Annotated in this window: 20 protein-coding genes and 2 pseudogenes; 11 read left to right on the forward strand and 11 right to left on the reverse strand. The window is 46.6% G+C overall.

Features of this window, described 5'->3' with window-relative positions:
• The first annotated feature begins 399 nt into the window (after nucleotides 1-399).
• The gene (locus RS889_RS09290; protein ID WP_315710964.1) at nucleotides 400-1,935 is read left to right on the forward strand and encodes a glucan biosynthesis protein G; all 1,536 of its coding nucleotides are present in this window, start codon (nucleotides 400-402) and stop codon (nucleotides 1,933-1,935) included.
• Complete coding sequence (mdoH, locus tag RS889_RS09295) at nucleotides 1,928-4,471, forward strand: glucans biosynthesis glucosyltransferase MdoH (RefSeq protein WP_315710400.1); 2,544 nt, start codon at nucleotides 1,928-1,930, stop codon at nucleotides 4,469-4,471. The genes RS889_RS09290 and mdoH overlap by 8 nt, the downstream gene beginning before the upstream one ends.
• Nucleotides 4,472-4,580: 109 nt before the next feature.
• Here the strand turns inward: mdoH and RS889_RS09300 are convergent.
• The 6 genes and pseudogenes from RS889_RS09300 to RS889_RS09325 form a co-directional block, all read right to left on the reverse strand.
• Nucleotides 4,581-4,976 (reverse strand): annotated as a pseudogene (locus RS889_RS09300) (MFS transporter); the annotation flags it as partial.
• A gap of 26 nt (nucleotides 4,977-5,002) precedes the next feature.
• Nucleotides 5,003-6,532 carry an IS66 family transposase gene (gene tnpC / locus RS889_RS09305; protein WP_315708219.1) on the reverse strand — a complete coding sequence of 510 codons (1,530 nt, stop codon included), beginning with the start codon at nucleotides 6,530-6,532 and terminating at the stop codon, nucleotides 5,003-5,005.
• Between the two features lie 85 nt (nucleotides 6,533-6,617).
• Nucleotides 6,618-6,917 (reverse strand): IS66 family insertion sequence element accessory protein TnpB, encoded by a 300-nt coding sequence (tnpB, locus tag RS889_RS09310; protein ID WP_315707917.1) that lies wholly within the window; start codon nucleotides 6,915-6,917, stop codon nucleotides 6,618-6,620.
• Nucleotides 6,918-6,958: 41 nt separating this feature from the next.
• Complete coding sequence (tnpA, locus tag RS889_RS09315) at nucleotides 6,959-7,264, reverse strand: IS66 family insertion sequence element accessory protein TnpA (protein ID WP_315707916.1); 306 nt, start codon at nucleotides 7,262-7,264, stop codon at nucleotides 6,959-6,961.
• Between the two features lie 76 nt (nucleotides 7,265-7,340).
• A pseudogene (locus RS889_RS09320) lies at nucleotides 7,341-8,180 on the reverse strand (MFS transporter); the annotation flags it as partial.
• A 146-nt stretch (nucleotides 8,181-8,326) separates the two neighbouring features.
• Nucleotides 8,327-9,247, reverse strand: a complete 921-nt coding sequence (locus RS889_RS09325) for a Kdo(2)-lipid IV(A) acyltransferase (RefSeq protein WP_021016391.1) — start codon at nucleotides 9,245-9,247, stop codon at nucleotides 8,327-8,329.
• Nucleotides 9,248-9,620: 373 nt separating this feature from the next.
• On the opposite strand from RS889_RS09325, the gene trhO reads away from it, so the two are divergent.
• A complete protein-coding gene (gene trhO, locus RS889_RS09330; protein WP_315710401.1) occupies nucleotides 9,621-10,670 on the forward strand; it encodes an oxygen-dependent tRNA uridine(34) hydroxylase TrhO in 1,050 nt (349 codons plus the stop codon).
• Nucleotides 10,671-10,911: 241 nt separating this feature from the next.
• Here the strand turns inward: trhO and bssS are convergent, their stop codons facing one another.
• From bssS to pyrC, 3 genes are all read right to left on the reverse strand, one after another.
• Nucleotides 10,912-11,166 (reverse strand): biofilm formation regulator BssS, encoded by a 255-nt coding sequence (gene bssS, locus RS889_RS09335; protein ID WP_021016389.1) that lies wholly within the window; start codon nucleotides 11,164-11,166, stop codon nucleotides 10,912-10,914.
• A 359-nt stretch (nucleotides 11,167-11,525) separates the two neighbouring features.
• Nucleotides 11,526-11,765 carry a DNA damage-inducible protein I gene (gene dinI, locus RS889_RS09340; protein WP_021016388.1) on the reverse strand — a complete coding sequence of 80 codons (240 nt, stop codon included), beginning with the start codon at nucleotides 11,763-11,765 and terminating at the stop codon, nucleotides 11,526-11,528.
• Between the two features lie 126 nt (nucleotides 11,766-11,891).
• Nucleotides 11,892-12,935, reverse strand: a complete 1,044-nt coding sequence (gene pyrC / locus RS889_RS09345) for a dihydroorotase (RefSeq protein WP_315710966.1) — start codon at nucleotides 12,933-12,935, stop codon at nucleotides 11,892-11,894.
• Between the two features lie 181 nt (nucleotides 12,936-13,116).
• Between pyrC and RS889_RS09350 the strand changes: the two genes are divergently transcribed.
• Complete coding sequence (locus RS889_RS09350; protein WP_315710402.1) at nucleotides 13,117-13,404, forward strand: putative quinol monooxygenase; 288 nt, start codon at nucleotides 13,117-13,119, stop codon at nucleotides 13,402-13,404.
• Between the two features lie 74 nt (nucleotides 13,405-13,478).
• On the opposite strand, the gene rne is transcribed toward RS889_RS09350, so the two are convergent.
• Nucleotides 13,479-16,694 (reverse strand): ribonuclease E, encoded by a 3,216-nt coding sequence (rne, locus tag RS889_RS09355; RefSeq protein WP_315710404.1) that lies wholly within the window; start codon nucleotides 16,692-16,694, stop codon nucleotides 13,479-13,481.
• 582 nt (nucleotides 16,695-17,276) lie between these two features.
• On the opposite strand from rne, the gene rluC reads away from it, so the two are divergent.
• Nucleotides 17,277-18,233, forward strand: a complete 957-nt coding sequence (rluC, locus tag RS889_RS09360) for a 23S rRNA pseudouridine(955/2504/2580) synthase RluC (RefSeq protein ID WP_315710406.1) — start codon at nucleotides 17,277-17,279, stop codon at nucleotides 18,231-18,233.
• A gap of 44 nt (nucleotides 18,234-18,277) precedes the next feature.
• Here rluC and RS889_RS09365 read toward each other — a convergent pair whose 3' ends face one another.
• The gene (locus tag RS889_RS09365; protein WP_315710408.1) at nucleotides 18,278-18,862 is read right to left on the reverse strand and encodes a Maf family protein; all 585 of its coding nucleotides are present in this window, start codon (nucleotides 18,860-18,862) and stop codon (nucleotides 18,278-18,280) included.
• 140 nt (nucleotides 18,863-19,002) lie between these two features.
• Between RS889_RS09365 and yceD the strand changes: the two genes are divergently transcribed.
• Genes yceD through fabG form a run of 6 tightly spaced genes read left to right on the forward strand, consistent with a single transcriptional unit; the run spans nucleotide 19,003 to nucleotide 23,436 of the window.
• The gene (gene yceD / locus RS889_RS09370; protein WP_021016382.1) at nucleotides 19,003-19,524 is read left to right on the forward strand and encodes a 23S rRNA accumulation protein YceD; all 522 of its coding nucleotides are present in this window, start codon (nucleotides 19,003-19,005) and stop codon (nucleotides 19,522-19,524) included.
• Nucleotides 19,525-19,540: 16 nt separating this feature from the next.
• The gene (gene rpmF, locus RS889_RS09375; RefSeq protein ID WP_021016381.1) at nucleotides 19,541-19,711 is read left to right on the forward strand and encodes a 50S ribosomal protein L32; all 171 of its coding nucleotides are present in this window, start codon (nucleotides 19,541-19,543) and stop codon (nucleotides 19,709-19,711) included.
• Nucleotides 19,712-19,739: 28 nt separating this feature from the next.
• Nucleotides 19,740-20,783 (forward strand): phosphate acyltransferase PlsX, encoded by a 1,044-nt coding sequence (plsX, locus tag RS889_RS09380; protein WP_021016380.1) that lies wholly within the window; start codon nucleotides 19,740-19,742, stop codon nucleotides 20,781-20,783.
• 6 nt (nucleotides 20,784-20,789) lie between these two features.
• Nucleotides 20,790-21,740, forward strand: a complete 951-nt coding sequence (locus tag RS889_RS09385; protein ID WP_315710410.1) for a beta-ketoacyl-ACP synthase III — start codon at nucleotides 20,790-20,792, stop codon at nucleotides 21,738-21,740.
• An 18-nt stretch (nucleotides 21,741-21,758) separates the two neighbouring features.
• Nucleotides 21,759-22,688, forward strand: a complete 930-nt coding sequence (gene fabD / locus RS889_RS09390) for an ACP S-malonyltransferase (protein ID WP_315710411.1) — start codon at nucleotides 21,759-21,761, stop codon at nucleotides 22,686-22,688.
• A gap of 13 nt (nucleotides 22,689-22,701) precedes the next feature.
• Nucleotides 22,702-23,436 (forward strand): 3-oxoacyl-ACP reductase FabG, encoded by a 735-nt coding sequence (fabG, locus tag RS889_RS09395; protein ID WP_021016377.1) that lies wholly within the window; start codon nucleotides 22,702-22,704, stop codon nucleotides 23,434-23,436.
• Nucleotides 23,437-23,467 lie beyond the last annotated feature (31 nt).

Below are 23,467 nucleotides of genomic sequence, written 5' to 3' on the forward strand. Positions count from 1 at the left end.
AGGGAAGCACTTGCTACCTGTAGTGTGGAAGAGGACAATCAGCTTCTTTCTGTGTCAAAGGACTATTCTTAGGAATATCCTAGTTAGTATCCGTTATGGCAATAGCCATGCATAGAGCAATAAACGGACGGGGTGTTGAGGTGACAATGCACTGGAATTATTGAAAACCCAAATGATTTCTTGCCGGTGCAATAAGTCGATTTATCGGCGTTTTGCTATAAAAAAGCTGTTTATTGTCTTATAAAGATGTCTGTTGTCTAAACGCTGACCTATTATGATAGACCGTATCTTTATGAAGTTGTCGAAAGGCTAACTTATCCATTAATATGGATTTTAGTTGATTTAAGCACAGATACAGGGGGAGATGTGCTGGTTAATAATTTTAGGGTTAAACAGCGAGTGGCAAACCTTCGCTGGCTTTCAGCAGTGGTTATGTTGTCTTTGACTTCTTTACCCGTCTGGGCATTTTCTATTGATGATGTTGCCCAGCAGGCTGAGAAGCTGGCCGCAAAAGGTTTTGAAGCGCCGAAAAGTAATCTTCCTGCACAATTTCGTGATATGAAATTTGCTGACTATCAGCAAATTCGTTTCAAGCAAGACAAATCATACTGGAATGCAGCCAAAACACCGTTCAAACTGCAATTCTATCATCAGGGGATGTATTTCGACCTGCCTGTTAAGATCAACGAGGTTACGGCTACTAGTGTAAACGAGATCAAATATTCCCCAGACTATTTTGATTTCGGTTCTGTAAATCATGATCCTGAAACAGTGAAAAATCTGGGTTTTGCCGGATTCAAAGTACTTTATCCTATTAACAAGGCTGATAAGTACGATGAAATTGTTAGCATGCTCGGAGCAAGCTATTTCCGGGTCGTCGGTAAAGGTCAGGTGTATGGTCTGTCTGCACGCGGTCTGGCAATTGATACCGCACTGCCTTCTGGTGAAGAATTCCCTCGTTTTCGTGAGTTCTGGATTGAGCGTCCAAAACCGAATGACAATCATTTAGTCATTTATGCGCTGTTGGATTCACCACGTTCTACAGGAGCTTATCGTTTTGTTGTATATCCGGGACGTGACACTGTTGTAAATGTGGAAGCGCGAATTTATCTGCGAGATAAAGTGGGTAAGCTGGGTATTGCCCCGCTTACCAGCATGTATCTCTTTGGTGCGAATCAACCTTCGCCAACGTTGAATTACCGTCCAGAGCTGCACGATTCAGACGGTTTATCTATTCACGCGGGCAATGGTGAGTGGATTTGGCGCCCATTGAATAACCCGAAACATCTTGCTGTTAGTACCTATACTATAGAAAGTCCGAAAGGTTTTGGCCTGTTGCAACGTGGTCGTAATTTCTTGTCTTACGAAGATCTTGACGATCGCTATGATCTGCGTCCGAGTGGCTGGGTTGAGCCTCTAGGAGATTGGGGTAAGGGTAAGGTTGAATTGGTAGAAATACCGACGTCTGATGAGACTAACGATAATATCGTCGCGTTTTGGACTCCCGATGTATTGCCGGAAAAAGGCAAGCCACTGGATATGAAATACCGCTTGCGCTTTACCAGCGATGAAGACCAACTGCATACCCCTGGTATTGCCTACGTTAAGCGAACGATGCGCTCAACCGGTGATGTAAAACAGTCTAACCTGATTCGTCAACCAGATGGTACCACTGCTTTCCTGGTGGATTTTGTCGGACCGGAAATGGCAAAAATGGACCCGGCTACTCCCGTTACTCCACAAGTGAGTATTGGCGCTAACGGTGAAATTGTAGAAGACAGTGTACGTTATAATCCGGTCACTCATGGTTGGCGTTTGACACTGCGTTTACGCGTCAAGGACAATAAACAGCCAACAGAAATGAGAGCGGCATTAGTTAATGGTGATAAGACATTAACTGAAACCTGGAGCTATCAGTTGCCTGCTAATGAATAAGCCAACTTCTTCCTTCGATTATATCGATAAACTCCCTTTGTCTGCTGAGCAAGCGGGTGTCCTGCGTGAAAGATTATCGCGGGCAGATATCCAAGACCAGTCGGCGATTCATCAGGCATTGTCTGATAGGACGGCCGTCAATACCTTTTCAGGCGATGATGTCGCGCTTGCATCAGTGCAGGCACGCCTTGAAATTGCCTGGCCTGACGGGTTAAACGAAGGTAAACAGATAAGCAAAGACAAAGAAGGCCGTACGGCGTTACAGGCGATGCCAGTGATTACTCGTACGTCGATGTTTCCTGATGCATGGCAAACCAACCCGTTGGTACGCTGGTGGGATGGTTTGCTTGGCCGAGCCAAACCGCCTCGCCATCACTCAGAGGAGACAGTATATGAAAGCAGGTGGCGTATGGTTGGAACTATTCGTCGCTATATTCTGTTGATATTAACTTTATTTCAGACAGCCATTGCCACTTGGTATATGAAAACGATTCTACCTTATCAAGGGTGGGCACTTATTGACCCCTCTGAAATGATACATCAGGGGTGGTTTCAGATAGTAGTACAACTCCTTCCTTATATGCTGCAGAGCGGGATTTTGATTCTGTTTGCAATTTTGTTCTGTTGGGTTTCTGCCGGATTCTGGACAGCGCTGATGGGATTTTTGCAACTGCTTATTGGGAAGGATAAATACAGTATCTCTTCGACTATTGTTGGCAACGAGCCTTTGAATCCCGAACATCGTACTGCACTGATCATGCCGATTTGTAATGAAGATGTGGACCGTGTTTTTGCTGGTCTGCGTGCGACTTATGAGTCAGTGGAAGCCACCGGACAGCTCGACTATTTTGATATCTATGTCCTGAGTGATAGCAATGATGCGGATATCTGTATTGCAGAGCAAAAAGCCTGGATGGATTTGTGCCAGAAAGTTGGAGGGGCAGGGCGTATTTTCTATCGTCGCCGACACCGACGTGTTAAACGCAAGAGTGGCAACATTGATGATTTCTGCCGTCGTTGGGGAACGCAGTACAGCTACATAGTGGTACTGGATGCAGACAGTGTGATGAGTGGCGAATGTTTGACGTCGCTTGTCCGTTTGATGGAGGCTAATCCTAACGCTGGTATTATTCAGTCTTCACCCAGAGCGTCCGGTATGGATACCCTTTATGCTCGTTGCCAGCAGTTTGCCACCCGGGTTTACGGACCGCTGTTTACCGCCGGTCTGCATTTCTGGCAGTTGGGTGAGTCTCATTATTGGGGTCACAACGCCATTATCCGCCTGAAACCTTTCATTGAGCATTGTGCATTGGCTCCTTTGCCTGGGGAGGGCTCTTTTGCCGGTTCTATACTTTCTCATGATTTTGTTGAAGCGGCGTTGATGCGTCGGGCTGGCTGGGGGGTATGGATCGCTTATGATCTGCCAGGCAGTTACGAGGAGTTGCCACCTAATTTATTGGATGAACTAAAACGTGACCGACGTTGGTGTCACGGTAATTTAATGAATTTCCGCTTGTTCTTGGTGAAGGGAATGCATCCTGTACATCGTGCGGTATTCCTGACTGGCGTAATGTCTTATCTGTCAGCACCACTGTGGTTTATGTTTTTGGTATTGTCGACTGCTTTACAGGTAGTACATACCTTGATGGAGCCACAGTACTTTCTGCAACCGAGGCAATTGTTCCCAGTTTGGCCTCAGTGGCGCCCAGAGCTGGCAATCGCCTTGTTTTCAACCACGTTGGTTTTGCTGTTCTTACCCAAGTTGCTAAGTGTGATGTTGGTGTGCGCAAAAGGGGCAAAGGCCTATGGTGGCATATTCCGGGTGTTTATTTCGCTACTGGTAGAAATGCTTTTTTCCGTATTATTGGCACCAGTTCGGATGTTGTTTCATACCGTTTTTGTTATCAGTGCATTTCTTGGTTGGTCTGTACAGTGGAAATCACCTCAGCGTGATGATGACGCCACTCCCTGGAGTGAGGCATTCGTTCGTCATGGCTCCCAGCTAATCATTGGGCTGGTATGGGCGATTGGTATGGCTTGGTTGGATCTACGCTTCCTCTGGTGGCTGTCACCTATTGTCTTTTCTTTGATCCTGTCTCCGTGGGTGTCTGTGCTTTCTAGCCGTGCAAATCTGGGACTGAGCTGCAAGCGTTCAGGTTTATTATTGATCCCCGAAGAGTATGATCCGCCGTGTGAGCTGGTAGCGACGGATAAATATTTTCGTCTAAATCGTGATGGTAAATTGGATAACGGATTTATGCATGCGGTGTTCGATCCGTCGATTAATGCATTGTCTAGTGCTATGGCAACTGCTCGGCATCGGTTCAGTCAGCCGATTGAAAATATACGTGAACAGCGTGTAGCCGACGCATTGGCTCGAAAACCACAGCAGATTGATAATAACCAACGATTAGCATTAATCAGTGATCCGGTTACATTGTCTCGTTTGCACTATCGTGTCTGGCAGCAACCGGAGCATTATGCCGCTTGGAGTAATTACTATCGAAGTTTACCCATGCCGGTGATTAAAAATTAATCTTTTTATATTTAGCTATCTGAAAAGCGACAACATAAGTTGTCGTTTTTTTTATATGAAAGAATAACGAAGGCGTTTAAATCTACCCTGAGTGAGGATGAACAATCATCTAATCACCCGGGAGTTCTATCCGAGTGGGTTTGCGCTGCAAGCTCCACCACGAATAAACCGTATTGAGTAGTACCACACAAGCCGTCGCAATAAATACTGCCCTGAAACCATAATTAGCAGACACCGTGGCACCCAACAGTGGGCCGGTTACATTTCCGGCATCCCGGAACGATTGGTTATAACTGAAAATTCTACCAGCGACCTGATTGGATGAATGATAGATCAATAAGGTTTGTACCGCAGGCAGTAATGCACCATCAGCCGCCCCCAGTAAAAAACGTAAGACAGCAAGCTGCCATGGAGATTGAACTAACGCCATAGGTATTAACAAAATCACTGATATTGCCAGCATGGCCGTCAGAATACGTTCGGGGCCGACTTTGTCACCGAGTTGTAAGCGCCGAGTTACCCGGTGAAGCCTTATTCAGCTTCGCTGATCACCACATTCCACGGCAGTAAATCATTCAGATCATCGTTCGATGTCCGTTTAGGCAGTTCGCGGAACAGATGCATGAAGTAGTAATACGGATTGAGATCGTTGGCGCGGCAGGTCATCACCAGGCTGTACAGATTCGCGCTCGCGATGGCACCGCCCACCGATTGGGAGAACATCCAGTTTTTGCGGCCCGTGGTGAACGGGCGGACATCTCGCTCGGTCACGTTATTATCAATGCTCAGTCGCCCATCTTCAAGGTAGGTTTGCAGTTTCATCCACTGGTTCAGCGTGTAGTTAACGGCTTTGCCTAGCGTACTTTTCGGCACCACACCAGGCTGCGTTTCAACGAGCCATTGATAAAATTCATTCAGTACCGGCACCGCTTTTTTCTGGCGCAGCGCCTGTCGCTCGTCCGGACTGAGGGCTTTAGCTTCTCGCTCCACTCCATATAATTTGCCGAGGTAATTGAGCGCTTTTTCTACTCGCCCGGCTTTCTTTTTCGGCTGCGACTTTTGCGCATCAACGAAGTAACGCCGGGCATGAGCCCAGCATCCTGCTTGAGTGACGGTTTTCAATGTGTCGTATCCAGCGTAACCGTCGGTGAGTAAATACCCGGCGTAGTCACCTAAAAAGTGTTGGACACACAGACCCGCACGACTCGGTTGATAATCGTAAATCACCACCGGATCCGCTTCGAACTCACCGCTGCGATAAACCCACATGTACGATTGGCTCTGGGCTTTTCTATCCGGTTCATTGAGCACTTGCACGGTGGTTTCATCGGCGCAGATGAGAGGCTCAGCCAGCAAGTGACCTTTCATTGCTTCAATGATGACCCCAACTTTACTGCCCAGTTGCACGCACCAGTTGGCCAATGTTGTGCGGCTCAGTTCAATGTCACTGCGTTTTAATATCTCTTCCTGGCGATAGAGCGGCAACGCATCAACATATTTAGCGGTGACCACGGCGGCAAAGGTTTCTGGACAGCCGATGCTTTTGGGGATCATGCTCGGTGGCTTGGGCGCGGTGACGATTTTGCTGCGCATTTCGGTGGACTCACAGTGGCGGCATGCGTATTTGGTACGTTCGTGACGAATGACGCTGACGTGTTGTGGGATGATTTTTAACTGCTCAGACGTTTCGACGCCACAGGGATGCAGCTCATGACCACAACATTCGCAGTGCGGCGCATTCAGCGTGTGAGTGTGGACGTCACGCTCAAGCGCTTTGGGTAGCGGTTTACGACCTTTTTTGTGGTGTGCTGGCGCAGGTTTGCTGATGGCATGTTGTTGCTCGGCTTCGTTGAAGGTGCCTTTAGGCACGTGCTCACTTTGGGCCGAGAAGCGTCTGGATGTGCTTAGGTTGAGTTGCTCAATAAGCAGTTGAAGCCGATTTTCAAGTTCAACCACCGCTTCTGCTTGCGTATGAAGTGCCTCTTTGAGCGAGCCATTTTCGGCCTGAAGTTGCAGCAACATGGCTTTCAGTTGGTCAACATCATCGGGCAAGTCAGTCATGGTCAAGGCTCATCGTAATAAGATGAGTCAAGTGTGACAGCCTAAAAGGATCGTTCAAGTGACAAATGACGATCAGTTTTACCGGTCACACGTTTAAGTGATGCAGCGGCTTATGCGCTTGAGCATGCTCGATAGTGAGCCCCGACAAGAGCCAATGGAGCTGAGCCTGGCTGATGTGTATCGCATTATCGGGTTTGGGTGCTGGCCATTTGAAGCGGCCTTTTTCCAGGCGTCGATAATAGAGCCAGAAGCCGTTGGTATCCCAGAAGAGGATTTTGATTTTATCGCGCGCGCGATTGCAGAAGATGAACCAGGCTTGGCTCAGTGGATCCATCTCCAGCACATCGGCGACGATCAGAGACAATCCATCAATTGATTTGCGCATGTCGGTAGAACCGGAGACGAGGTAAATACCCGAATGGGGGACTAACATAGCAGCGCGTTAACCCAGCTCTGGATGTGGTGAGCGGGTAAGTCGGCGGGCAGTTCGACCGACAGTCCGGAAGGCAGTGAGAGTATCACCACCCCATGAGGCGATAAGTCGCGGTATTCTTGTACGCGTACTGGGTGAATCCGCAGTGTGGATGAGTGGTCGCTGAGTTTTTGTTTCCAGTAATAATAGGTGCCGATATTAATCTGGTGGGCTTTACAAAAATTGGTAATGGAGAGGTCACTTTGAGCTTGTTGTACAAAGAGTTGAGACCAGTATTGCTGTTTTTCGTGAGATGTCATAATGTGCTCCTTGTGGTTAGGAGCACTATGCCGCGAGGGTGGTATTATTGGTAGGTGGGGTTAAATTGGCGCTTACACCGAGTTTGCCTAGCCGGGGAGCACTGATTAACGCGGAAATTCCAGGAATCGCCGCTATCATACCGCTAATGAAGGCCAGATTTTGAGTTTGTCCAGCCAGATCCCTTACATATAAAGTAAGAATCGGGGCGACAGAACCGGTAGCGATCTGAATAATCATCGTTGTAACAAATAAGCTGAGAATAAGTTTTGGATTTTTAAGTGAAGTCATCACTTGTCTTCCATTCAACATGTGTTTCTTGTCTACCGGCGCAAAGTGCTCACGAACACTGAAAAGTGTAATCACAAAACACAAAAAGAGCACAGATGCTGTAATGAAAAACACAGGTTTGAGTCCATATATATCAGCAAGATAACCACCGATCAGTGGACCTATTAATGCACCACTGACGGCACCGGTTGACAGTGTCCCCAGGGCCCATCCACTTCGGTGGCGTGGTACTTGTGTGGCGATGAGTGCATTAGCATTAGGAACAAAACCTCCCAGCATACCTAAGGCAGCACGCAGAAATAAAAATTGCCAAATATTTTGCGCGAGACCCATTAATACCATGACTATAGCCATGCCAAGTGCAGAACGTAATAGCATCAGCTTTCGCCCTTTACGGTCGGCGAGTCTTCCCCAGAATGGTGACGCGATAGCAGAAAAAAGGAAGGTAATACTAAAGACCAGGCCTGACCACAGATTCAAGGCTTCATGACCCGTGATGCCAAGTTGTTCCACATAGAGTGGTAGGAAAGGCATGACTAGACTGAATGCAGCGCCGGTAAAAAAACAGCCTAGCCAAGTAACATACAGATTGCGCTTCCAATCAATCGGTTCTGCTTCAGAGGTCATAAATTCCTAATACAAATGATACATATTCCGAACCGGTGATAGAGGCAATGCTGCTGAAACTTAACTAACAGTATGTGCCTCTGGTCTTATGCCAGTAAATCGAATATTACATGGCATCAAAGGGTATTCTCAGTGAGTTTTCCAACTTAATAAAGGGAAGGCTCCCCTTCCGGGCGTGTCTTAAAGCGGCGATGCAGCCACATATATTGATCCGGTGCCAGCAAGATATTTTGCTCAATGAGACTATTCATCCAGGCAACGGTGGTTTCTTCATTTTCAAGCGGTATATCCGTTTCTGCTGGCTGAATAATTAATTCATATCCGTTGGCATTAGGCAGTCGGCGGGGGACAAATGGGACAACCGCCGGTTTGGCTGCACGGGCCAGCATGTAACTCCCTACGGTGGTGGCCGCTTTATCTACCGCAAACAGAGGAACAAAGACGCTACTACGTGGGCCATAATCATGGTCTGGTGCATACCATATAATTTCACCCTGTTTGAGCGCTCGAATCATACCTTTCAGATCTTTGCGATCCAGCATGGATTTGTTGGAGCGCATTCTTCCCCAGGTTTGTAACCAGTCGAGCAATTTATTGTCATTGGGTCGATAAACACCGATGCCGGCGTTTTGCATTCCAAAGATACGTGCGCCCAATTCCAAAGTAAGGAAGTGCAGGCCAATCAGCATAATACCCCGTTTTTCCTGTCGCAATGGCAACATGTGCTCTATCCCGATGACGGTAACCCAACGGTTGATTCGCCAGTCTGGCCAAAACCAGGCTATACCGGTTTCCATTATCCCCATTCCTACAGACTCAAAGTTTTTTTTCACCATGACATTACGTTCTTCCAGAGACATATCAGGAAAACAAAGTTCAAGATTGCGGTGGGTAATTTCTACGCGTCGCTTCAGAAAGTGCATTGCCAGACGTCCTAATGCAGTACCAATATGATAGATAATTGGATAGGGAAGCAGCACGATCAGATAGAGAACACCAATGCCTAGCCATGTTAGCCAGTAACGGGGGTGAAGCAGAGAGCGATTAAATGAAGGGATTTGTGTCATGGTCTCAAGTATCAAAATCGGCACAAACAGTGCCAGTTGTTAATGGTTAGAAATCAGAACTCACTCGGCAGGTGGATCACCACTGCATTGATAGCATCTGTGGTTACTATGCTACAGCCTAATTTTTATACGAAAATTCAACATGAGGATTATAATAACATCCGCTATTGATCGTTTTAACTTTTGATGGCAATAAATGAAACAGAACATCATTGTATATATAGCAGAAAACTTGATTTTTATATCCTGATAGCAATTTTACTATCCTGACAGATAGTGTCCAATCAGGTATCATGCCAGCCCACACATTTAAGCAACAATGCCATAACATGGCGTTGATGTTCTAATCTCATCAAAAACAGGAAAGTACACCATGCCAGTGCTACATAACCGTGTTTCCAATGAGGAGTTGAAGGCGCGCATGCTCGCAGAAACAGAGCCTCGCATGACCATCTCCTTTTACCGATATTTTCATATTGATGACCCACAGGTTTTTCGCGACCGATTATATATGGCGTTCACTGCACTTAATGTTTTTGGTCGGATTTATATTGCTCAGGAAGGTATCAATGCACAAATCAGCATACCGCAGAGCCGCTTTGACGACTTCAAGACAACATTATTTAGCACTCATTCAGAACTTGATCACATTCGACTCAATATAGCTCTGGATGACGATGGAAAATCATTTTGGGTTTTGCGGATGAAAGTTCGTGACAGGATCGTGGCTGACGGTATTGACGACCCGACGTTTGATTCATCTCTGGTCGGGCATTATCTGAAAGCGGAACAGGTTAATCAGATGGCCGAAGACCCCGATACGCTGTTTGTTGATATGCGTAATCATTATGAATATGAAGTTGGTCATTTTGAGAATGCGATAGAAATTCCTTCAGATACCTTCCGGGAACAGCTTCCGATGGCAGTGGATATGCTTACTGATTCACGTGAAAAAAATATTGTCATGTATTGTACTGGGGGCATTCGCTGTGAGAAGGCTAGCGCATATCTACTGCATCGTGGCTTTAAAAATGTTTATCATGTCGAAGGTGGCATTATTGAGTATGCACGACAAGCCAAAGTCAAAGGTCTGCCGCTCAAGTTTATTGGCAAGAACTTTGTGTTTGATGAACGTATGGGCGAACGTATCTCAGAACATATCATTGCGCATTGTCACCAATGTGGAACGCCATGTGACAGTCACACTAATTGCCGTAATGAGGGGTGTCATTTACTGTTTATTCAATGTTCTGTATGTGCGGAAAAATATGAAGGATGCTGTAGTTCAGCGTGTCAGGAAGAGCGAAAGTTATCACTTGAAGAACAACGATCCCATCGTAGTAACCGGGAAAATGGCATGAAAATTTTCAATAAATCAAAAAAATTATTGAATTTAACGCTACATAAACCTGGAATGAAATGAGTAAATAAACAAGATATTGCTTATCTGAGTTACCAATTGATTTCAGGAAAATAGACAGTATGGTTTGGTTTTACTAAACGCTCAAATTTGAATAAAGTCACACATAATATGAGTCGATGTGCCTATTAACGAGAAGATTTACCTGAAATTAAAAAGAGGCTCTGTGAGCTAAGACACCGCTCATTAAGAGCGGTGTCTATAGTGCTGAAAAGAAAATTGATGTAAATATAAAAATAAAATATCAGTGCTTTAGGTAATCAATAGCTTGAAATTCAGTCGATTCGATCTTGGCAATACCGGCTTCTAAAATATAAATAAGCTGTCTTGCCACATCTGTTGTTAACCACAGTGTGCGATCAACTTGCGCCTCATCGGGTGTTTGATCCGCTTTTGATAAATAATGCAAGCGAATCATCATTGCGTCATAACTGTCAACGGTACTGATATCCCAACCCACGAGTGGATGTGTTTGAATAACTTCATTTTTTCTGTCCATAAATACCCCTTATTGACTAGTTACTAACGTGAGTGACTAACGAGGTTTAAGGCGGCTCTTATCAAGTGAGCAATATCAGTATATCGTTGCTGGATTCATTTATGGAAATTAATTGTAGGAAATTTGCAAATAAAGATGTCGGTCAATAATTATTCAGACGAGATACAGAGAGTGATAAACAATAAAACCCGTTAACATGAGGAAGCTATTGCTTCATTGGCAAATAGTAATGTAGGCAGATCTCAATAAAAACAAGGTGCAGCTACACTGTTGAGTCCGCCTCTAAGCCGAAAAAGCTAAATGATGAAGGAGAAAAACGATCATTCATATTGTGCAAATTCATGATATGTGGATTCTCATTATTCAGATATAAACCAATCGTCAGCACTCTCCCAGGTTTCCTGTAAAATTTCTGAGATCTTTTCTTTGTCTTCCTTACTCCCTCCCAAAACACTCAGATTGTTGGCTGCGGCGTAGCGTACCTTAACCGCCGTTTCCGGGTAATAGTGGCTAATTCGCAAACTGAGCTCATGAGTTAGCGCCTCAATGGCACCAACGGGCAGGATTGATGTTTTTGCTATAGTGACTTCGACGTGCATGATATCCTCCAAAGTTAACTGTTTATTTATACAGCTGTTAACGCAGAAGGACAAGACATTGAATGAAAATTTTTATTTACGGGTAAGTGAGGTTTCACCCTGTCGGAGCAGGGTGAAGAAAGCCGATCAGCGAATAGACCAGTTTAATGTCTGGCCAGCAAGGAATGGGATCAATACGTTGTCACCAGCTTGAACCTCTTCTGGGAATATGGTGGCTTCACGATGGAGTTCAATAAACGAGTCGTTTACCGGTAAATCATAAAAATGAGGGCCATTAAGTGAACAGAAGGCTTCTAGTTGATCCAGCGCATTCATTTCTTCAAACACAGTTGCATAAGCACTTAATGCTGCCTGCGCATTAAAAACTCCGGCACATCCACAGGATGACTCTTTGTAATGTCGGGCATGGGGAGCTGAGTCGGTCCCCAGGAAGAATTTTTTGCAACCGCTAGTAACTGCATCACGCAGTGCCTGTTGATGCACATTACGTTTTAGTATCGGTAGGCAATAAAGATGGGGGTGAATACCGCCAACTAACATGTGGTTACGGTTAAACATTAAATGTTGAGGGGTAATAGTGGCAGCCAGAAAGTGATCCCCTTCTTGTACATATTGTGCTGCTTCTCGTGTTGTAATGTGTTCGAAAACAACCTTCAACTCAGGAAACTGCTTTCGTAACGGCTCCATGACTCTCTCAATGAAACGGGCTTCCCGATCAAATATGTCTACCGCAGGGTCAGTGACTTCACCATGAACCAGCAGTGGTATGCCTAGCTTTTGCATCATTTCCAGTACGGGATAAATTGTCCTGATGTCAGTCACGCCATGACTGGAATTAGTTGTCGCATGAGCGGGGTAGAGTTTGGCGGCAGTGAATATGCCCCGTTCGTAACCTGATTCCAGTTCTGCCTTATCAAGAGAGTCCGTCAGATAGCATGTCATCAGCGGCTGAAAATTATCCCCTGCCGGGCGCGCGTCTAGAATGCGTTGTCTGTAAGCGACGGCACCTGCAACTGTCGTTATGGGCGGCGTCAGATTTGGCATAACGATGGCTCGGGCGAAAAAGCGGCTGGTGTGTGGCAGGACAGCTTTAAGCATCTGATCGTCACGTAGGTGAAGATGCCAGTCGTCAGGGCGACGAATCTTCAGAACATTTGGCAAGGGGGTCATGAATAACGCTCCGGCGGTCAGTGAATAAACATCATAATTAATGAACTGATACGGCGGGGAATAAGCATAAGCGGAAAGTCCCATCAATGCATCCGTTTGTTGATAAACGGTTGAAATTAATTCCGTACTAGCGTTTTATGGTTAAACATTCAAATACTTATGTAAATAGTAGAGGATAGTTATGGAAATTCGTATTGTTGCCAGTGTGCAGGCCAAACCTGGATGCATTCAGGAAGTCACGGCAGTACTAAAACAGGTAGTTGACCCTAGTCGTCAGGAGGCTGGGAATCTACAGTATGATTTACATGAAGAAATCAACAAACCAGGTACTTTTGTGTTTTTTGAACGTTGGAAAAGTCAGGATGTGCTGAATGAACATGAACAAACGCCACATTTCCAACAGTTAGTTGCACAGCTAAAGGGTAAAATTGAAGGTATGGACATCAAGTTATTGAAATCTATTGCATAAAAAGCCCGTCATAGACGGGCATAGAGAAAAAAACAGAGCACCACGAGATGAACTTACGTGGTGCTTTTTTATGGTCAGTCTTCAGTCGTTGATGATGGTTTTGTCGCTGGTACACTAGCCTGATTAGCTGCGGCATGGCCGCCTGCTGCTCCTTTACCATCAAAATGGTAGCCTGAGCGCTGCCAGTCACTCAATTTTGGCGTGTCAGGCACATAAGAGGGGGCTGGTGCTTTTGTCATCGGTGCAGTTGCATGGTGATAATGTGACTTATCATCAGCATCATGCTGTTCAATGACGGGTGAGGGTGCAGACTGAGGTGCTGCGACATAAGGTTCTGGTCGCTCACCAACAGGTTGAACGTCGATTATCTGTGGAGATAACGGCGCCGCTTCCTGTATTTCCTCGACGATTGGCTGAACAGCAACATCTGAAGATGTCTCTTGAGTCAGTGCGGCGACTTCCTCAATAATGTTAATGTCAGTTTCAAGAGCCGGGGATACATCGTGTGAGAGATGTGTTTCCAGCGGTGATGGCGATTGTGCGGTAACTGCTTCTTCTGGTGCAGTTATCGTATCTACCTCAGCGTCAGTGGCTACAGACTTAACTTCTGGTGGCATGTCGTGGGATGTTTCCGTCACAACAGTTTCAGTCGCGAGCGTATTTTCTGTAGCCGCAGCTACCGGCAACAAGGGTAATTCAGATGAAGGCATCACGTCCTGTATCTGTTCCTCATCAACTTCAGGCAATTGAGGCTGTGCTACAGGATATTTAATCCAGACTTTCCCTGATGCTATTTCAGGTGCAGATGCAGCCTGGGCCAATGGCATAGGGGAACTGACCGGATAACGCTCATCACGATAGCGACGACGGCGTTGTCCGCTGACGCGTAGATGCCGAGGAGAGCGGCGTGAGCGCCGTGGCATCCCATTTTCACCAGTGGTACCACCACGATTAGTTTCTGTGATCTGATGGTTTTCCACTCCATTAGAATTACCTTCAACTTCAACCGATGCTTCTTCCACATCAGCCTGATGGGGCAGCACCAGAGAAACTTCCTCAATAATACCGATTGACGTATCAACAACATCATCCGTGGTAGATACATCACGAACACGGACTTTTTGCGTTAACTGACGACGCTGACGACGTTGCATTACCGGAGCTGGCTTATCCTGTTCCGCCGACGGGGAGGTCTCTTCTGCACTCTCGACAGTGGTATCGAGCGCTTTGACTTCTGGTTGTGTCGGCCGTTTTTCTTCCTGTCGACGTTTCTGACGATCTGCTCGTTGTTCGCGACGCTGTTCATCATGAGGTGCTTTTTCAGTCGTTGCGGCAGCAGCAGTACTACTTTGGTTTTGATCATCATCGGATACGACGTTCTGTGCGCGCTTATTCCGGCGCTGATCTTCACGCGGTTCTCTGTTCTCGCGGGGAGTTCTGTCACGGCGATTGCTGGACTGGCGACGGCTGTTATTCCGACGCTCCTGGCGTGGTTCTTCAGTAACAACGGGTACGGTGTCTTCTTTCTTATCCGTCTCGGTAGCCGGAGAGGCGAAAATGCCTTTCAATGCACCAAACAGCCGACCGAATAAACCAGGTTCAGTAGGTGCTGAGTTGGTTTCAGATGATGTCGCCGGGGAGGGGGAGACAGCTGGCACTTTTTTCTCAGAAAGTGGAATGTCCGGCATGGTAAAGGTTGCCAGTGCGGGTTGTTCCGGTATTTTCCGTTCAATAGGCTGTTGTTCTTCCAGTGCCTGCTGAGTTTCAGCTTCCAGCAATTGGGGAAGCAGGTAGCTGAGCGTCGGCTTCTCTTCGCCTTTGCGAACGCGGACGACAGAATAATGTGGCGTTTCCATACCATCGTGCGGAACGATAATTGCTCGTACACCGCCTTGTCGTTTTTCAACTGCGTTTACGGCATCACGTTTTTCGTTCAGCAGGTAAGAGGCGATAGGTACCGGAACAATGGCGTGAACCTCTTGGGTATTCTCCTTCAGCGCCTCTTCTTCAATCAAACGCAAGATGGACAATGACAGGGATTCATTATCCCGGATAGTTCCCATTCCGCTACAACGTGGACATACGTGATGGCTGGATTCACCCAACGAAGGGCTGAGACGTTGACGAGACATTTCTAACAGGCCAAAGCGTGAAATCCGCCCAATCTGGATACGGGCACGATCCTGACGAACAGCATCACGCAGACGGTTTTCAACTTCTCGCTGATGGCGTACTGGGGTCATATCAATATAATCAATGACAATCAGGCCACCGAGGTCGCGCAGACGCAGTTGCCGTGCAATTTCATCTGCGGCTTCAAGATTGGTGTTAAATGCCGTCTCTTCGATATCCCCTCCACGGGTAGCCCGTGCTGAGTTGATATCTATAGCTGTCAATGCTTCCGTGCTGTCGATAACGATAGAGCCACCGGAAGGCAGTCGGACTTCGCGCTGGAAGGCCGATTCAATTTGAGACTCGATCTGATAATGGCTGAACAGTGGAATCTCACCGCTGTACAGCTTGATTTTACTACTGAAATCTGGGCGACCCAATGCAGCAATATGTTCTTTGGCTAATTCGAGAACTTTTGGATTGTCGATCAGAATTTCGCCGATATCCTGACGCAGATAATCACGAAATGCGCGCACTATCACATTGCTTTCCTGGTGAATCAGGAACGGTGCCTGTCGGCCTTCTGCTGCTTTTTTAATGGCTTCCCAGTGCTTTAAGCGGAAAGCCAAATCCCATTGCAGAGAGTCAGCCGATTTCCCTACACCGGCGGTACGGACAATAAGCCCCATACCATCGGGTAACTGTAATGAACCCAGTGCTTCTTTCAGTTCTGTACGATCATCACCTTCAATTCGGCGAGAAATTCCACCGGCTCTTGGATTGTTTGGCATTAGCACCAGATAACTGCCGGCCAGACTGATAAACGTTGTAAGCGCTGCCCCTTTGTTACCACGCTCTTCCTTATCGACCTGAACGATAACTTCTTGTCCTTCACGCAAAACATCTTTGATGTTCGGGCGACCGTGAGAAGAGTAATTACTGGGGAAATATTCGCGCGCGATTTCTTTAAGTGGGAGGAAGCCATGCCGTTCTGCACCATAATCAACAAATGCTGCTTCCAGACTTGGCTCAATGCGTGTGATTTTACCTTTGTAGATATTTGCTTTCTTTTGTTCATGACCCGGACTTTCAATGTCCAAATCATAGAGGCGTTGACCATCAACCAAGGCAACACGCAACTCTTCTTGCTGAGTTGCGTTAATCAACATTCTTTTCATCGTAACTTACTCATTATTTTTACAATACATTATTGATAGAGCTGCGGATAAATACGGTGCATGACCGGAGAGAACCGATGGCCTCGAGGCTTATTGCAGAGACGTCAACCTCCCGGTTGTCGACTGCATAGAGACGCATTTTTCGGTAGCCTGTAGATCCTGGCGGGAGTTACAGCGCATTTACTGCGGGAACAGCTTCTGAAAGTATGTTACCAGACCTGATTCCATATGCCGGCCAAGCTGCAAACCGCAGCTCGCTAACTGCTTGATTAAACAATACGTCTTACGCCATTGCTGCGTTTATGTGTAATCAGGCAAATATAATAATTCCGCAATTTCCCTTGTTCTAATGGAAATCAGCATGGAAAACTAAAGCATTATTCCATTGCTGACACGTTTATAGCAAGGTGACTTTGCCTGTCTGTATAAAGCTTGTCGTGCTGTTTTTAACCAAACTAGCAATAGTTGATACTAGTACCGGCGAGGCAAACCACTCTAACAATATCTTCATAAGTCAGACTGACAGTTAAGCATAGAAAAAGATGTGGCGCTATCTACCTGTGCTCTTTAGAATCCCGTTTCATGAAAACAGATAATCCATCAGTACAATTTTTGACGATTTCTGCTGAAGAGGCAGGTCAACGAATAGACAATTTTTTGCGCACTCGTCTTAAAGGTGTGCCAAAAAGCATGATTTATCGCATTTTGCGTAAAGGTGAAGTGCGTGTGAATAAGAAAAGGGTTAAGCCGGAATATAAATTGCTTGATGGCGATGAGATCCGTGTTCCGCCTGTACGGCAGTCAGAACGGGCTGAGAGCACTGTTTCGGCCAGTCTTGATAAAGTCTCTGCATTAGCAGATTGCATAATTTATGAGGACGACTATCTATTAGTGCTGAATAAACCTTCTGGTACCGCTGTACATGGTGGCAGTGGCCTCAGCTTCGGCGTTATTGAGGCCTTGCGGGCTCTGAGGCCGGAGTCACGTTTCCTTGAACTGGTACACCGACTGGATCGGGATACGTCTGGTGTGTTGCTGGTGGCCAAGAAACGTTCTGCATTACGGGCTCTTCACGAGCAGTTACGGATGAAAAATATGCAGAAGGATTACCTGGCGCTGGTTCGGGGACAATGGCAATCTCATTGCAAAGCTGTGCAGGCACCACTATTTAAGAATGTTCTTCAAAGCGGAGAACGTATTGTCCGGGTAAATAGTGAAGGAAAAGCATCAGAGACTCATTTTAAAGTCGAAGAGCGGTTCGAACATGCTACGTTGGTCAAAGCCAGCCCCGTAACGGGAAGGACACACCAAATTCGGGTACATGCGCAATATGCTGGCCATCCTATCGCTTGTGATGACCGTTATGGTGATCGTGATTTTGACCGACAACTGGCGGAAACCGGATTAAAACGGCTCTTTCTTCATGCGCAGGCGCTATGCTTTGAACATCCTAATACGGGAGAAACATTGCGGCTCGAAGCTCCAATGGATAAGGAACTACAGCACTGTCTGCGGGTCTTGCGACAGGCTAAAAAATGATGCATAACGCCTGTCGCTGTTACAGGCATTTTTTCTGATGCCGTTTATTGCAGGAGTGGGTGAACCCCTTCTTTACGCAGCATTTCCAATAAAGCGATTAACGGTAGCCCAATTAGGGTATTGGGATCGCGGCCTGACAATCTTTCAAATAATGTGATCCCCAACCCTTCACTTTTGAAACTGCCAGCGCAATCCCAGGGTTGTTCTTTATCTACGTAATGTTCGATCTCTGTGTCGCTAAGGTGCCGGAAGTACACGTCAAAAGGCTCTGCGATGCATTGAAGATGTTGTGTCCCACTATTTAACAGTGATAATCCGGTAAAAAAAGTAACACAATTTCCGCTAATCTGACGTAATTGCCGCATAGCATTATCCTTGTTATGAGGTTTCCCTGTGATTTTGCCAGACAGAACACAAACTTGATCAGCACCGATGATTAAATGTCTGGGATATCGGGTAGCCAGTGCCTGTGCTTTTGCTGCTGCCAGACGTATGACAAGCGCAGTGGCATCTTCCCCGGGGAGTGGTGTTTCATCCACGTTGGGTGATGCACAAATAAAAGGGATATCCAGCTTTTCCAGCAGAGACTTGCGATAAATAGAAGTAGATGCGAGAACGATTTGATGCATAAATTTTTTTAGAAACCATAGCGTAATGATGAAAGGCATTCTACACTGAGCGCCGCTCAGGAAGCGAATAGAGGTAAGTGAACTGCTTCACTACCTTTTTCTTTGACTCTATGTCGTTACGACGTTAATATGCGCGCCCTATGCAAAAGGTAAAATTACCCTTAACCCTTGATGCGGTTCGCACTGCTCAAAAGCGTTTAGATTATGTTGGTATCTATACTGCTGAACAAGTAATGCGTGTTGCCGAATCAGTGGTGAGTGTGGACAGTGATATTGAAGCTGTGTTGTCATTCAGTATTGATAACCAAAGATTGGCTGTGATTAATGGAAGCGCTGATGTTGCGGTGACATTACTTTGCCAGCGTTGTAACAAGCCTTTCAAGCATCAAGTTCACGCTACGTTCTGTTTTAGCCCGATCATCAATGATGAGCAGGCCGAAGCTTTGCCGGAAGTATATGAGCCGATCGAAGTCAATGAGTTCGGTGAGGTTGATTTATTGGCAATGATTGAAGATGAAATCATTCTGTCTTTGCCAATTGCTCCGGTGCATGATTCTGAACACTGTGAAGTGTCCGACGCGGATATGATATTTGGTAAGTTGCCGGAAGAGGCAGAAAAACCCAATCCATTTGCCGTATTAGCCAGTTTAAAGCATAAGTAATTAAGGAGTAAGGTCCATGGCCGTACAACAGAATAAACCTAGCCGTTCCAAGCGTGGTATGCGTCGTGCTCACGATGCGCTGACCACTTCTGCAATTTCCGTAGATAAAGTTTCTGGCGAAACTCATCTGCGTCATCACGTCACTGCGGATGGCTACTACCGCGGTCGTAAGGTCGTTGCCAAGTAATTCCTGCGAATTTCAGCAAGGAAATACATTGACACGCCTAACTTTGGCGTTGGATGCAATGGGCGGGGATTTTGGCCCTTGCGTCACAGTGCCTGCGGCATTGCAGGCACTGGCTTCCAGTCCAAGCCTCCATTTGTTATTGGTTGGCGATCCTGCTGTACTTATTCCATTACTTGATAACGTCGATTCCTCTCTACTTTCCCGCTTGGATGTTGTACCCGCTGAATCGGTAATCTCTGGTGATGTTCGTCTATCACAGGCGATCCGTAACAGTAGGGGAACCTCTATGCGTGTCGCATTGGAGTTGATAAAGGAAGGGCGGGCAGAGGCATGTGTCAGTGCTGGTAATACCGGAGTATTGATGGGGTTGGCAAAATTGCTGTTAAAGCCGCTTGAGGGAATTGAGCGCCCTGCCTTGGTTACCTTGTTGCCGCACCAGCGACAGGGCAAAACGGTCATTTTGGACTTGGGTGCCAATGTGGAGTGTAGTAGTACCATGTTGGTGCAGTTTGCCGTGATGGGCGCGGTCATGGCAGAAGAAGTGTTGGGACTGACAAATCCTCGTGTAGCACTTCTGAATATTGGTGAAGAAGAGAGCAAAGGCCTTAATAATATCCGAGAAGCTGCCGCGCAGTTAAGAATGACACCGTCGATCAACTATATTGGCTATTTGGAAGGTAATGAATTACTGACCGGCAAGACAGATGTGATGGTCTGTGACGGCTTTGTGGGTAATGTCGCATTGAAGACTCTGGAAGGTGTGGTGAGGATGTTTTTGTCGCTTCTGAAATTTTCTTCGGGTTCAGAACACAGACAAAAACCGTCCTGGTGGCTGAAATTTTTGGGGCGTTGGTTGCAAAAACGACTTGCGAAGCGTTTTAAGCACCTGAACCCTGACCACTATAATGGCGCATGTCTGTTAGGATTACGTGGAACTGTAATTAAGAGCCACGGTGCCGCGAACCAAAACGCGTTTGCGGTAGCTATTGAACAGGCGATGCAGACGGTACAGAGGCAACTTCCGGAGCGGATTGCTGCGCGACTAGAAGCTGTATTACCCAAGAGTGACTAAGCGTACATGTATACAAAAATTATCGGAACGGGAAGCTATTTGCCCGCACAAATCAGGACAAATACTGATTTAGAAAAAATGGTGGATACGTCAGACGAATGGATTGTTACTCGTACCGGTATCCGTGAACGACGCATTGCGGCACCTGATGAAAGTGTTGCAACAATGGGGTGTCGTGCAGCTCAGAAAGCGCTTGAAATGGCAGACGTGGATAAAAACAAGGTTGGATTGCTGATTGTTGCAACGACTTCCTCCAGTCATGCTTTCCCAAGTTCGGCTTGCCAGATCCAGCAAATGCTGGGAATCAAAGATACTATCGCCTTTGATCTTGCGGCCGCCTGTGCTGGTTTTACTTATGCACTTAGTGTTGCTGACCAGTATGTGAAAAATGGTGCAGTGGATTATGCTTTGATAATTGGAGCAGATACATTGTCTCGTACTTTGGATCCGACCGATCGTGGCACACTGATCCTGTTCGGTGACGGTGCGGGTGCAATGCTGTTAACCAAATCTGAAGAGTCAGGCATTATTTCCACGCACTTACATGCAGATGGCCGCTATGGTCAGTTACTGACGTTACCCAATCCGGAGCGTACTGGTCAAGAATCCGCTTACCTGACAATGGCGGGTAATGAGGTTTTTAAAGTTGCGGTGACAGAATTGGCCCACATCGTTGAAGAAACGCTGGTGGCATCTAATCACGATAAAAGCGAACTGGATTGGTTAGTGCCCCATCAGGCGAACCTGCGCATCATTAGCGCAACGGCTAAAAAATTAGGTATGAGCATGGATAAGGTTGTTGTGACTCTGGATCGTCATGGTAATACTTCAGCCGCTTCAGTTCCTTCCGCTTTGGATGAGGCGGTGCGTGATGGGCGTATCAAACGCGGACAATTAGTCTTGTTGGAAGCCTTTGGTGGCGGTTTTACCTGGGGTTCGGCATTGGTTCGTTTTTGAGTAAACAGGATTTTTGATATGACGCGATTTGCAATGGTGTTCCCTGGACAAGGTTCCCAATCAATGGGTATGTTGTCTGAATTAGCTGAAAAGTTCCCGCAAATAGCAGAAACCTTTGCCGAGGCATCTGCTGCTTTGGGGTATGATCTTTGGCAGCTGGTTCAGCAAGGGCCTGCAGAAGAATTGAATAAAACATGGCAGACACAGCCAGCGCTACTGACGGCTTCTGTTGCTATATGGCGGGTTTGGCAACAGCAAGGTGGCAGAATTCCTGCATTGATGTCTGGTCATAGCCTTGGTGAATATTCTGCTCTGGTTTGCGCTGGAGTATTGGATTTCAAGCAAACGGTCAGTTTGGTTGAATTACGCGGTAAATTGATGCAGGAAGCTGTACCTGAAGGTACTGGTGCTATGTATGCCATCATCGGTCTGGATAACGAATTGATTACTGGTGCTTGTATTGAGGCTGCGCATGGACAGGTAGTTTCGCCGGTTAATTTTAACTCTCCGGGTCAGGTTGTTATTGCTGGTAACAAGGAAGCGGTCGAACGTGCCGGGGGCCTTTGTAAAGCGGCGGGGGCGAAGCGTGTTTTACCTTTACCCGTGAGTGTTCCTTCGCATTGTGCTTTGATGGAACCTGCTGCCCGTAAGTTGGCGGATGCATTGGAGATAATCACGTTTTGTTCTCCCCATATTCCCGTGGTGAATAACGTGGATGCACGCATTGAAACCTCGTCAGAGGCGATACGCAGCGCGCTGGTTCGCCAGCTTCATAATCCGGTACGTTGGACTGAGTGTGTCGAATTCATGGCTTCGCAGGGTGTGGAAACATTACTAGAAGTCGGGCCGGGTAAAGTTTTAACCGGATTAACTAAAAGAATCGTTAGTACCCTGACTGCGGTAGCAGTAAACGATTCTGCTTCTCTGTCAGCGGCACTTGAACAATAGAAACGGTGAAAATATGATTTTTGACGGAAAAATTGCTCTGGTTACCGGAGCCAGTCGTGGAATTGGACGGGCCATCGCTGAAGTATTGGTTGCACGTGGCGCAAAAGTTATTGGCACTGCAACCAGTGAAAAAGGGGCTGCAGATATTAGTGCCTGGTTGGGAGAAAAGGGAAAAGGTTACCTGTTGAATGTCGCTGATGCGGCTTCAATTGAGAGTGTGTTGGCAAGTATCCATGCGGAATTTGGTGATATTGACATTCTCGTCAATAATGCCGGTATTACTCGAGATAATTTGCTGATCCGCATGAAAAACGATGAATGGCAGGATGTGCTGGATACGAACTTAAGTTCAGTATTCCGCCTATCCAAGGCCGTATTGCGTACCATGATGAAAAAACGTTTTGGTCGTATTATAACCATCGGTTCTGTTGTTGGTTCCAGCGGAAATCCTGGGCAGGCTAACTATGCGGCTGCCAAGGCTGGATTGATCGGGTTTAGCAAATCTCTGGCATGTGAAGTCGCCTCTCGTGGTATCACGGTGAATGTTGTTGCTCCAGGATTTATTGAAACTGACATGACACGGGCATTGACAGATGAACAACGTGCAGGCATTTTGGCGGATGTTCCTGCCAACCGTCTGGGTGATGCGAAAGAAATCGCTAGTGCTGTTGCGTTTTTAGCCTCTGATGAGGCGGGTTACATTACCGGCGAAACATTGCATGTCAACGGCGGCATGTATATGATCTAATGAGTACGACCGTAATTTGCGTTAATTTGCG

This window comes from Brenneria uluponensis (assembly GCF_032395385.1).
GTDB classification, from domain to species: domain Bacteria; phylum Pseudomonadota; class Gammaproteobacteria; order Enterobacterales; family Enterobacteriaceae; genus Prodigiosinella; species Prodigiosinella aquatilis.

What these genes read in the sequence shown, in the direction of transcription:
- pyrC (WP_315710966.1), bottom strand. Translation starts at nt 12,935, where the DNA reads ATGACCCCCTTGCCAAATGTTCTGAAGATTCGTCGCCCTGACGACTGG.
- rluC (WP_315710406.1), top strand. Translation starts at nt 17,277, where the DNA reads ATGAAAACAGATAATCCATCAGTACAATTTTTGACGATTTCTGCTGAA.
- RS889_RS09350 (WP_315710402.1), top strand. Translation starts at nt 13,117, where the DNA reads ATGGAAATTCGTATTGTTGCCAGTGTGCAGGCCAAACCTGGATGCATT.
- bssS (WP_021016389.1), bottom strand. Translation starts at nt 11,166, where the DNA reads ATGGACAGAAAAAATGAAGTTATTCAAACACATCCACTCGTGGGTTGG.
- rpmF (WP_021016381.1), top strand. Translation starts at nt 19,541, where the DNA reads ATGGCCGTACAACAGAATAAACCTAGCCGTTCCAAGCGTGGTATGCGT.
- RS889_RS09365 (WP_315710408.1), bottom strand. Translation starts at nt 18,862, where the DNA reads ATGCATCAAATCGTTCTCGCATCTACTTCTATTTATCGCAAGTCTCTG.
- tnpB (WP_315707917.1), bottom strand. Translation starts at nt 6,917, where the DNA reads ATGCGCAAATCAATTGATGGATTGTCTCTGATCGTCGCCGATGTGCTG.
- dinI (WP_021016388.1), bottom strand. Translation starts at nt 11,765, where the DNA reads ATGCACGTCGAAGTCACTATAGCAAAAACATCAATCCTGCCCGTTGGT.
- mdoH (WP_315710400.1), top strand. Translation starts at nt 1,928, where the DNA reads ATGAATAAGCCAACTTCTTCCTTCGATTATATCGATAAACTCCCTTTG.
- tnpA (WP_315707916.1), bottom strand. Translation starts at nt 7,264, where the DNA reads ATGACATCTCACGAAAAACAGCAATACTGGTCTCAACTCTTTGTACAA.
- tnpC (WP_315708219.1), bottom strand. Translation starts at nt 6,532, where the DNA reads ATGACTGACTTGCCCGATGATGTTGACCAACTGAAAGCCATGTTGCTG.
- RS889_RS09325 (WP_021016391.1), bottom strand. Translation starts at nt 9,247, where the DNA reads ATGACACAAATCCCTTCATTTAATCGCTCTCTGCTTCACCCCCGTTAC.
- trhO (WP_315710401.1), top strand. Translation starts at nt 9,621, where the DNA reads ATGCCAGTGCTACATAACCGTGTTTCCAATGAGGAGTTGAAGGCGCGC.
- yceD (WP_021016382.1), top strand. Translation starts at nt 19,003, where the DNA reads ATGCAAAAGGTAAAATTACCCTTAACCCTTGATGCGGTTCGCACTGCT.
- fabD (WP_315710411.1), top strand. Translation starts at nt 21,759, where the DNA reads ATGACGCGATTTGCAATGGTGTTCCCTGGACAAGGTTCCCAATCAATG.
- rne (WP_315710404.1), bottom strand. Translation starts at nt 16,694, where the DNA reads ATGAAAAGAATGTTGATTAACGCAACTCAGCAAGAAGAGTTGCGTGTT.
- fabG (WP_021016377.1), top strand. Translation starts at nt 22,702, where the DNA reads ATGATTTTTGACGGAAAAATTGCTCTGGTTACCGGAGCCAGTCGTGGA.
- RS889_RS09385 (WP_315710410.1), top strand. Translation starts at nt 20,790, where the DNA reads ATGTATACAAAAATTATCGGAACGGGAAGCTATTTGCCCGCACAAATC.